The 9853-nt window shown below is 63.0% G+C and carries 11 protein-coding genes; 5 read left to right on the forward strand and 6 right to left on the reverse strand.

Going from position 1 to position 9853, the window contains the following annotated elements:
- The first annotated feature begins 81 nt into the window (after positions 1-81).
- Together VL752_RS06030 and VL752_RS06035 are read left to right on the forward strand one after the other, a co-directional pair.
- Positions 82-558, forward strand: coding sequence for a ribose-5-phosphate isomerase (locus tag VL752_RS06030; protein WP_325353167.1), 477 nt, complete (start codon positions 82-84; stop codon positions 556-558).
- A gap of 425 nt (positions 559-983) precedes the next feature.
- Complete coding sequence (locus VL752_RS06035) at positions 984-1253, forward strand: HU family DNA-binding protein (protein ID WP_325353169.1); 270 nt, start codon at positions 984-986, stop codon at positions 1251-1253.
- 225 nt (positions 1254-1478) lie between these two features.
- Here the strand turns inward: VL752_RS06035 and VL752_RS06040 are convergent, their stop codons facing one another.
- On the reverse strand, positions 1479-2390 hold the full coding sequence (locus tag VL752_RS06040) for a bestrophin family protein (protein WP_325353171.1): 912 nt from the start codon (positions 2388-2390) through the stop codon (positions 1479-1481).
- Here VL752_RS06040 and VL752_RS06045 point away from each other — a divergent pair.
- The 3 genes from VL752_RS06045 (at position 2373) to VL752_RS06055 (ending at position 6351) form a co-directional block, all read left to right on the forward strand.
- Complete coding sequence (locus tag VL752_RS06045) at positions 2373-4115, forward strand: VRR-NUC domain-containing protein (RefSeq protein WP_325353173.1); 1743 nt, start codon at positions 2373-2375, stop codon at positions 4113-4115. The genes VL752_RS06040 and VL752_RS06045 overlap by 18 nt on opposite strands.
- A 204-nt stretch (positions 4116-4319) precedes the next feature.
- Positions 4320-5342, forward strand: coding sequence for a UDP-glucose 4-epimerase GalE (gene galE, locus VL752_RS06050; RefSeq protein WP_325353175.1), 1023 nt, complete (start codon positions 4320-4322; stop codon positions 5340-5342).
- Positions 5343-5445: 103 nt separating this feature from the next.
- Entirely contained in the window at positions 5446-6351 is a 906-nt protein-coding gene (locus tag VL752_RS06055; RefSeq protein WP_325353177.1) for a LysR substrate-binding domain-containing protein, read from the forward strand.
- A 49-nt stretch (positions 6352-6400) separates the two neighbouring features.
- Here VL752_RS06055 and VL752_RS06060 read toward each other — a convergent pair whose 3' ends face one another.
- The 5 genes from VL752_RS06060 to VL752_RS06080 all read right to left on the reverse strand — a co-directional run bounded on the left by VL752_RS06060 (position 6401) and on the right by VL752_RS06080 (position 9739).
- Complete coding sequence (locus VL752_RS06060; RefSeq protein WP_325353179.1) at positions 6401-6667, reverse strand: hypothetical protein; 267 nt, start codon at positions 6665-6667, stop codon at positions 6401-6403.
- A gap of 671 nt (positions 6668-7338) precedes the next feature.
- Positions 7339-8490, reverse strand: coding sequence for an EscU/YscU/HrcU family type III secretion system export apparatus switch protein (locus VL752_RS06065; RefSeq protein WP_325353181.1), 1152 nt, complete (start codon positions 8488-8490; stop codon positions 7339-7341).
- Positions 8483-9250 carry a flagellar biosynthetic protein FliR gene (locus VL752_RS06070; protein WP_325353183.1) on the reverse strand — a complete coding sequence of 256 codons (768 nt, stop codon included), beginning with the start codon at positions 9248-9250 and terminating at the stop codon, positions 8483-8485. Before VL752_RS06070 ends, VL752_RS06065 begins: the two co-directional genes overlap by 8 nt.
- Positions 9241-9516 carry a flagellar biosynthetic protein FliQ gene (locus tag VL752_RS06075; RefSeq protein ID WP_325353185.1) on the reverse strand — a complete coding sequence of 92 codons (276 nt, stop codon included), beginning with the start codon at positions 9514-9516 and terminating at the stop codon, positions 9241-9243. The genes VL752_RS06070 and VL752_RS06075 overlap by 10 nt, the downstream gene beginning before the upstream one ends.
- A 4-nt stretch (positions 9517-9520) precedes the next feature.
- Positions 9521-9739 carry a hypothetical protein gene (locus VL752_RS06080; protein WP_325353187.1) on the reverse strand — a complete coding sequence of 73 codons (219 nt, stop codon included), beginning with the start codon at positions 9737-9739 and terminating at the stop codon, positions 9521-9523.
- Positions 9740-9853: the final 114 nt, after the last annotated feature.

Genomic DNA, 9853 nt, shown 5'->3' on the forward strand with positions numbered 1-9853 from the left:
CGGGATGCGGGCGCCGTCTCCTTCGCTCTCTGCAGCCACACCGTCTTGAAACACTTGCCATGAAATACTTGGGAGAAACCGATGTCTGAACAGCCCTTCACCATCGTCATTGGCTGCGACGATGCCGGCACCCGTTTTCGCGATGCTCTGGCCGCGGATCTGCGGAAAGACCCCCGCGTCGCTGCGGTGATCGACGTCGGCGTTGCCCATAATGAGACCACCGCCTATCCGCACATCGCCGTCACCGCATCCCGCATGGTGGCCGAGGGGAAGGCGGACCGCGCGCTGCTGATATGTGGCACGGGACTCGGTGTGGCGATCAGCGCCAACAAGGTGCCTGGCATCCGCGCGGTCACGGCGCATGACGTCTATTCCGTCCAGCGGGCGATTTTGAGCAACAACGCCCAGGTGCTTTGCCTCGGCGAGCGGGTGATCGGCCTCGAACTCGCCCGTGCACTGGTCAAGGAATGGCTCGCGCACCGCTTCGACGAAAGCTCCGCCTCGGCCGCCAAGGTGGCCGCAATCTCCGACTACGAAGCGGAAGCCGCCGCCCGCTAGAGCGGGATCGTGCCCCGTGAATCACACCTTAAGCTTATGAAATGGGTCTGAGTCACGGTTAGGATGACTTGCTTCCGCCAGTTGCAGGCTGAGACTGCAAAATCCCTGCCTCGACCGAGGTGGGGATTTTGTTTGCCCTATCAATTTCTGGTCGGAGACCCGGGGCAGCGAGACGGGGAACAGTGGAGCGGCCGCGCCGGCCTTCCATGCTTTGGCTCACAAGCGGGCCAAGCCCCGTCCCAATCCGCCCATCGATGTCAGACAGGAATGTGCAAGCCAGCATGACCCGGGCAGGCTTGTCCAACCGGGCCCCGCTTACGCCAAACCGGCGTTGCAAGGCAAGTCTCCCAAAAATCGTCGTCAGGGCTTGCGAAGAGTGGAATTCTGCATTAGGGGCGGCGTCCATCGAACCCAGGACATAAGCCATGAGCAAAGCCTTCCTCGCCTCCGTTCTTCAGGAGTCCCTTGACTGCACCGGCGTCGCCGCCAACCGCGCTGCGACCGCACTGGTCGACGCCATCGTCCATGAGCTGAAGTCCACGGGTGGCTTCACGCTGCCGTCCTTCGGCACCTTCACGGTGAAGAAGACGAAGGCGCGCAAGGCGCTGAACCCGCGCACCGGCGAGCCGGTCAAGGTGAAGGCCGGCAAGACCGTCCGCTTCAAGGCGAGCCCGTCCCTGAAAAAGGACGTCTGACACGCCTTTCGCGCGGCAAGGGGAGACGGCGCCAGGAACCTCAGGGCCGGCGCCGCCTCTCCTCGCCGACTTGCGGAACGCCTCAGTCACCCACCTGCGGCCGATACGACCGTGGGGGGGGAATGTCCGCCCGAATCGGCTCCGCACCCTGCGGTGCCCATGTATTTTCCATTTCCACAGCGATCACCGCAGGTCTCGCACTGCGAATCGATCGGCGAAATCCGATCAGAGCAAGACGTAGTCGCGTGGCTTCAGCGGTTCCGGCACGGGGCGCCCGCCCACAACCTCGAGCGTTGCAATCTCGATGGTCCGCACCAACGCATCGAGCGGCACAGCATTGTCTGTCGCCTCGAAGGGTTCTTGCAATTCCTGGCCCAGGGCGTCGAGCCCGAAGAAGGCATAGGCGAGGATGACGGTGACGACCGGAGTTGCCAGTCCGAGCGTCGAGACCAGGCCGAAAGGCAAGAGCAGACAGAAAAGCCAAGCGGTACGGTGCAATAGCAGCGTATAGGCGAAGGGCGTGGGCGTCGTATGCAGCCTTTCGCAAGCCGCCTGAATGCCGCTCATGGCATTCAACCGATCAGAAAAATTGCGGTAGAGGATGTCGGAGATTAGACCGCCCCGCAGGTGGGCCGCGATCTCGCGCGCCTGAAAATGCAGAATGCGGTCCGGCTTGCCCCGCAGGGCTGCGACTGCCTCCCATTCCTCAGGCGGGAGCCAGGCTTCCACTGAGCGGATCTCCTCCTTCCGCAATTGGCAACGCAAGGCATGCGCGAAGGCGATGGCGCGGTAGCCCATGCGACGAGAGGCACCGTCATCATCCGGCAGCAGGGCCCGCACGTCGCGCAGGAAGGCTCGGGTCTCGGCAATGAGCTGCCCCCATTGCCGGCGCGCTTCCCACCAGCGCTGGTAGCAGACATTGTTGCGGAAACCGAGGAAGATGGAGAGGGCGAGACCAAGTACCGTGAAGGAGGGCAAGGTCAGACCGGAGAAGAGCCAGGGCAGCCAGCCATGCAGCAACACGACAAGAAAGGCGATCGCGCAGACGGCGAGGAGTTCACCCACAATCGCCCGGAGAATCGATCCGCGCAGAATGAAGAACAGGCTCAGGGCACTGGGATGAGGGCGTACGATCATGGGCAAACCTTTGGGAAACCGAGCGGCGCCGCACCGGCACGGACCGAGGACCCGACCAAGCCAGCCATGCCACCGCCCTATTACCTAGACCACTTCGCCCAGGTCCTGACAGCCGTGACCACGCGCTACGGCTTTCTGCTTACCGAGCTCGAAACGGCCCATATCGCGCGGATCGAGGCACTGAGCGCACCCGGCCGGATGCTCTATGCCAGGCTCGTCAACCGGCGCGGGCCTTATTTCCGCACAGACAAGCTCGTCTATCCGGAAATCCCGTCCCTCGCCGAGGCCCTGGCCGAATTGCGCGCGAGGGGCTTCATTCTTGCCTGCTGCCCCGGGGAAGAGGAAGAGCGGCTTCTCGCCTGCTTCACGATTCCGGAACTTCGCCGCCGCCTCCCAGATGGCACAGTCCCCCGAGGCGGCAGGCGTGCAGATCTCCTGGCCAGGCTGGCTGACTGGGACGCGCGCGCATCCTGGCTGGCGGACCTTCTTCACGATCATCCGGTCATCCGCCTGGGGGCCGAGGACCCGTGGCCCTTCCTGCGCTTCCTCTTCTTCGGCGATCTCCGCGACAATCTTTCGGATTTCGTCGTGCGCGCCTTGGGCTACGTCGTACCGGAGGCGATCGCACCAGAGCAATTGATCCCACTCTTCGCGACCCGCGCGCAAGCCGCGGACGCCTATCGCATGGCACGTCTCTACGAGACCTTCCGCGCGATTCGCGACCGCCAACCCGCCTCCAGAACTCTCGTCTGGTGGCAGGATCAGTCCGTGCACCGGGATGCGCTCACCGCCGGCCAGCCGGTCTTCGACCGTCTCGTCGACCGCCTCGGCCGACGGCTGGAACGGGAAGGCGCGGCCGCGGCGGCCTGCGCCCTCTATCGCACCAGCCCGCATGCGCCGGCGCGGGAGCGGCTTGCCCGCCTCCTCCTCCAGCAGGGAGCGCGCGCGGAGGCCGCCCGCCTGTTGCAGGAGATGGCAGCGGCGCCAACCACGCCGCAGGAGGGCTATGCGGCCGCCGAGCTTCTTCGCCGTGCGGCGGGCGGCGGCGGGCGCAGTGCCGCGCGACGGCTGCAGAAGAGCGGCCGCTTGACCCTGATCGCCAATACAGACGGCAGCGTGGAGCAGGCAACACTTCTGCACTATGCCGGCCTGGGCTGGCAGGGCATTCATTCCGAGAACTGGTTGTGGAATGCCGCCTTCGGCCTTTTGCTGTGGGACATCATCTATGATCCCGCAAGCGGCGCATTCCACTCGCCACTTCAGATCGCCCCCGCAGACCTCTATGACCGAGCCTTCTATGCACGGCGGCACGGGGCAATCGAAAACCGTCTCGCCGCTCTCTCCGAGCGCGGGCAGAGCCACCGGATCGCCGCGGCCCGCTTGCGTGACAAGGCCGGCATCGCCAACCCTTTCCTGAGCTGGACCGCGGATCTCCCCGCCATCCTGGACATATTCTTAGACCGCATTGATCCCTCCGCCCTCACGGCGGTGCTGCGGCGCATGGCCCAGGACCTTCGGCACAATAGCCGGGGTTTTCCGGATCTCTTTCTGTGGCGAGAAGCGGAACACGTCTTCGTCGAGGTCAAGTCGGAGAACGACCAGCTTTCGGCCGAACAGTATCAGTGGCTGACTTTTTTCGAGGAAGCGGGCATACCGGTGCACCTCGACAATGTCCGGCGCAGCGAGCGCTCAGGGCGGATCGAGCGCGAGGACACAATAGCGTGACCGGATCAGGAGATATCAATTCTTTCAATATTCACTTGTGACATTTTGATCTCTTCTTGAACTCTTTGGCCGATCTCTTGCCAGCTACGCCTTTCGTCTAGGGGCATGGCCGAATTGGCGCGAATTTTAGAATCGGTTTCTCGATTTACTCCGGAAGGCAACAACGGCTAAATTCCATCGGCATAAGTGAAGGGTGTAAACCGCATGGGACGCAAACGCTACCTGGTGACCGGTGGAGCTGGATTTGTCGGCAGCCACGTCGTGGCCGCTCTCCTGGATCAGGATGCCGATGTCGTCGTTTTGGACAATCTTTCACTTGGCCATTCCGAGGCGGTTTTGCCCGGAGCGCGGCTGGTGGTCGGCGAGTTGGCGGACCGCCGGACGGTGGACGCCGTGCTGGGCGACGGCCGCTGGGATGCGGTGTTCCACTTCGCCTCGCTGTCCTTGGTGGGCGAGAGCATGAAGGACCCTTTCCGTTACCTGCTGGAAAACGGCATGTTCGGCATCCAGCTCGTTGAGGCTTGCGTCCGCCATCGCGTTCCGCGCTTTGTCCTCTCCTCAACAGCGAACCTCTTCGGCACGCCCGATTGCATCCCGATCGATGCTACCGCCCGCATCGACCCGTCATCACCCTATGGCGAAAGCAAGGCGATGATCGAGCGGGCGCTCCATTGGGCCGGGCAACTGCATGGCTTGAACAGCGCCTGCCTGCGCTACTTCAATGCGGCCGGCGCAGACGCTCAAGGCCGGCTGGGTGAGGATCACGATCCGGAAACCCATCTCATTCCTCTGGCGATTGACGCGGTCCTCGGGCGCCGGCCGCCACTTGCGATTTTCGGTGACGATTACGAGACGCCGGACGGTACCTGCATCCGCGACTATGTTCATGTAGAGGATCTGGCGGATGCCCATATCCGGGTGCTCCAGCCGCTCGATCATCGCAGCGTGCGCTACAATGTCGGAACCGGCCGCGGTTATTCTGTGAAAGAGATCCTCGCCTCCGTCAGCCGCATCGCCGGACGACCGGTTCCCTCCTCCGTCGCTCCGCGCCGGGCGGGAGATCCGGCCATCCTGATCGCGAGCTCGCAGTCGCTGCACGCCGATACCGGCTGGCTCCCCAGCTACACCGATCTTGATCGGCTTGTGCAAACTGCCTACGCGTGGCGAGAAAGGCACCCTTACGGCTACGGTGGCATCGCCGCACCAAAGGTCGCCATCGCCAGCTGAAAAGATCTACGCCCACACCGCCACTTGCACCGCTCGCGTAACCCATGCCTATCTATGCGCCCTCATCATCTGAGATGACCTCATATCGCAGCGGAGTGCCGTCGTGAGGCGCAGCCTGAACCTCAATTGGATCCGCAGTTTCGAAGCCTCGGCAAGACTTCTCAGCTTTACCAAGGCGGCGCAGGAGCTGACGCTGACCCAGGCCGGCGTCAGCCAGCATATCCGTATGCTGGAAGAACAGCTTGGCGAGCGCCTCTTCATCCGTCTGCCCCGCGCCGTTCGCCTGACGGATGCCGGCGAAGCCTATCTGCGCGTCGTTCGCGAAAGCCTGGACCGGCTGAAGTTCGGCACCTCGGATATCTTCGGCCCAGGCGAGGAAGGCCGCATCCGGCTTCGCATTGATCCAGGCTTCGCGACCTATTGGCTGGCCCCTCGCCTGTCCCGCTTTCTCGATGAATTCCCAGACATCGCGCTGCACATCTCTCCGACCATCCAGGGGGTGGATACAGATTGGGATGAATTCGATATCGAGATAAGCCAGGAGCGGGACCGGGCGTCGGGTGTGGATGCCATCGTCCTCCTTGGTGACGCGGTGTTTCCTGTTTGCCACCCGCGGTTGGGCACCGCGTTACGCACGCCTCATGACTTGCTAAAGCAACGATTACTTCATGTGCCCGGGGACGGCGGGATCTGGCACGAATGGTTGACGGCCGCCGACCTCGCTTCTCACCGCGATTCACCGCTGCTCGAAATCGATTCGCTGGCAACCGCCATCGCCTTCGCAGAACAGGGGCTTGGTGTCGCTCTGGGACATGCCTCGCTCGTGGACCCGTTGATCGAATCGGGCCGGTTGATCCGTCCCTTTCCCAGCCCGCTCGAAATCATCGGCATCTTCTACCTCATCACGCCGACGGCGCATCCGCTGCGCCGGCAGGCGCGGCTTTTCCGGGACTGGGTGCTGGCGCAGGGCAGCGAGGGGATCGAGTTCGACTCCGAGATCGCCAGCTGAACGTGCCTTCGGGCGGTGATCTGCTGCCGCGGACAGTGCGGACCCGGCATCAATACCCGTCTATCTCCTGCCGCGCCAAGAGGTAGACGGCACCCGCCGCCGCCTGGATACTTTGGCCTGGATTTTCCCGACACTGACGGACGAGCCCATTCATCGCCTGCGGTGAGGCGAGCACCCGGCTGGCGATCGCGGCATGCCCGCTGGCGGTGGTCTGTTGATCCATGCTGCGCCAGGTCGCCGCCACAATCGCCAAAATGCTGTTGGCTTCGATCCCGGGATGATAGTGGATGCGCTCTATGGCCTGACCACAGCTCATATCAGTCGCAGCCCATGCCGATGGCGTGGCCGTCAGTCCCAGGATTGACCATGCCCAAAACTGCCTTGACCGCATTGCTTCCCCTCCGCTGTCGGCGACAGCACGCAGGCTCTCCGCGCTGCACCGCGCAGCATAGCCTGGGGAGGTTGACGGAAATTGAACTACCCGGCCATCGGCCGGGGCTCTTGCTTGGTCCATGATCGGGTCAGACCTTGGATCGAAGCAATCCAAGGCTATCGAATCTTAGTCCCGCCAGCGGCTCAACTTCGGTACCGGGAAGCCGTCCGCCGCCAGGGAACGCAAAATAATATGCCGGATCGAAGCACCGGTATCCAATGATCTCTGCCGCAGCGCATCCCGCGTCTCCTCCGGCACCAGGATTTGCATGGGAAATTGCGTGATCGCCTGCCGCTTTCGCCGGGCCCCTTCCTCCGCTCCACCGGTCTCCGTTGGCTCAGCCGCCACTGACCCGTTGTGGCCGCTTTCATCCTCATGCTTGAACGCTACAGGTCGATCGGATTCCTCATTCCTCCGCACGCCGGTCTCCTCCCGATGTTCAGGTCACCAACTCTATCTTCGAGGCTCACACCGGAAGTTTTCCCGAAATTTGCAGAGACAAGAGACGCGCCCAGTGATGTCAGCCATTCGGTTGCTCTTTCAACAAAATAACCCTAGATCACCTCGGATCTGGCTTGCGCATTCTGCGTGCTGACCGGCTTTTCCACGTCGATGTCGCCGATCCGGGGTGGTCGTGGCTTCTCGCCCTCGCCGCGCTGTGCGCGCCATTGCTGCAGCCGCCAGACATAGGCGAGAATTTCAGCGCAGGCCCGATAAAGCGCCACCGGAATGTGTTCATCCGGCTCCACGTAGCGATAGACCGCACGGGCCAGCGGGGGTGCCTCGACGATTGGGATGCCATAGCTTCGTGCCTTAGACATGATCTCGAGCGCAAGGAGATCGGCGCCTTTGGCGAGCAGAACCGGCGCCGGGTCCTGGCCGCGGCGGAAGCGCAGAGCCACCGCGAAATGCGTGGGATTGGTCACCACCACCGAAGCCTCGGGGATACGGCGCATCTGCCGGCTGCGGGCGATGCGGCGGGCGATCGCCCGCTGCCTTTGCTTCACGTGGGGATTGCCCACGGCGTCCTTCATCTCGTCCCGCATCTCCTGGTCCGTCATCCGATGCCGACGCCGGAACAGCCAGAATTGCAACACCACATCAGCCGCTGCGATGATGGCGACGACGACAGCGACGTTGGTAAGAACCTGCAGACAGGTGGCAACCACGGCGCCCCCCACGCCCTGGCGATAGGTGGCAAGTGCTAGGAAGGCGCCATGGTCCAACCGTAAGGTCAGGGCCGCGACAACGCCGATGGCCAAGAATTTGACGACGGACTTTGCGGTCTCCGTCAGCCCCGAGACCGCGAAAAGCTCGCCCAGACCGGCGAAGGAGAAGATCTTTTCGAATTTCGGCATCAGCGCCACGACCGAGAAGGTCCACCCACCCAGGAGACCGCCCGCCAGAAGCGAGAGACCAGCAATCAGTCCCAGGACCGGGAGCAAATGCGTCATCACGCCATCGACCCAACTGCGCGCCAGGGTCAGATCGCCTTGACCCGCCTGGCTCAAAGCCGATTGCACCACGAGCCGGATTTCGCCTCCGACCATCGCGGAAAGGTTCAGCGCCGCCGTCACGACCAGAATGATGGTGGCGGCGCGCGGCAGATCCACCGATCGGGCGAGTTCCCCGCGCTCAGCCGCCTGGCGCAGGCGCCGCTCAGTCGGCGCATGCTTACGGTCGTCATCAGAACCGCCTTCAGCCATGAGACAGCATTGCGGCGAGGGTCCGCGCCGCAAGCTCCGACAAGTGCTGCATGGCGCCCCCGAAGACGACCAGCGAGCCGGCGAGGGTTGCAAGCCCCGCCAGGATCAGGGTTGGAAAGCCGATGGTAAGCAGGTTGAGCTGCGGTGCGAAGACCGTCATCAGGCCCACGGTCAGATTGACGCAGAGCGCGACGGCAAGCACCGGCGCCGCGAGCGTGACGCCGGTCGCAATCACCACCCCGCCGAAATCGGCAAGCTGCGCCCAACTGTTGAAGTCCAACCCCGCCACGCCGCCCTGAAAGGAATGCGCGAGGGCGGCAAAGAGCCAGACCGGGCCGCCGAGAACAGTATAGCCAATCAGGCCCAGCCACAGCATGAGATCATAGAGCGCCTGAGTCTGACCTTGCGCTTCTCGGAACTGGAGCACCGCGAAGCTGAGGCCGATCGAAAGCCCTGCGATTTCGCCCACGGCGGCTACCGCGCTCACAATGATCTGCGCGACCATGCCGATCGCGCCGCCGATCGCTATCTGGATGACGCCCTGATAGATGGCGGCGGCGGGATATCCGGGAAAGGGCGGCAAATTCGGCAGCCAGAAGGCGAGACAGGCCGAGAGCGCGAGAACCAGCGCCGCCTTGACCTGTGCCGGGATAAGCGCCGAACTGTAAAGCGGCGCGGTCAGGAAAAGCCCGGTCAGGCGCAGGAACGGCCAGAGGAAGGCACCGAGCCAGGCTAGGACCTGATGTTCGCTCAATACCATGCGCGATGCACCAGCGGACCCGCCGCACCGAGCCAGGAGGCAGCCAGATGGCACATGGTGCCAAAGGCACCGAAACCGCCCGTCAGGACGAGTAGAATAACGAGAACCGTACGCGGCAGCAGGCTGAGCGCCATGTCCTCGAGCTGGAGCGTTGCCTGGATGGTTGCGATCAGGATGGCAACCAGGAGCAGCAGCAGAATGATTGGCGTGATCGCCGAGAGCATGGTCGAAAGCGCTTCGGCGCAGAGCCAGAGATAGAGCGGCATGCGCCTATCCCCCGACGCCTGCGAAACTATGGGTGACCGAGCCGAGTAGCAGGGTCCAGCCATGGATCGAAACGAACATGAGAAGTTTCAGTGGCAACGAGATCAGAGTCGGAGAAACCATGATCATGCCGAGCGACATGAGGATGGAGGCAACCGCAAGATCGATCAATACGAAGGGGATGTAGATGTTGATTCTCGCTGAGAACGGACCCGGGTGTTCCATCGAGAATTGACCCGGGTGATTTATGTTTTCGACGTCAGGATGCCGTCAAGGGAGAGGTCTTCTCCTTTCGCTTTTGGGTTTTCTGGGCGGAGCTATTCCTGAAGCGGAAGCTGT

The sequence above is a fragment of the Acidisoma sp. genome, assembly GCF_035492295.1.
In the GTDB taxonomy this organism is placed as follows: Bacteria; Pseudomonadota; Alphaproteobacteria; order Acetobacterales; family Acetobacteraceae; genus Acidisoma.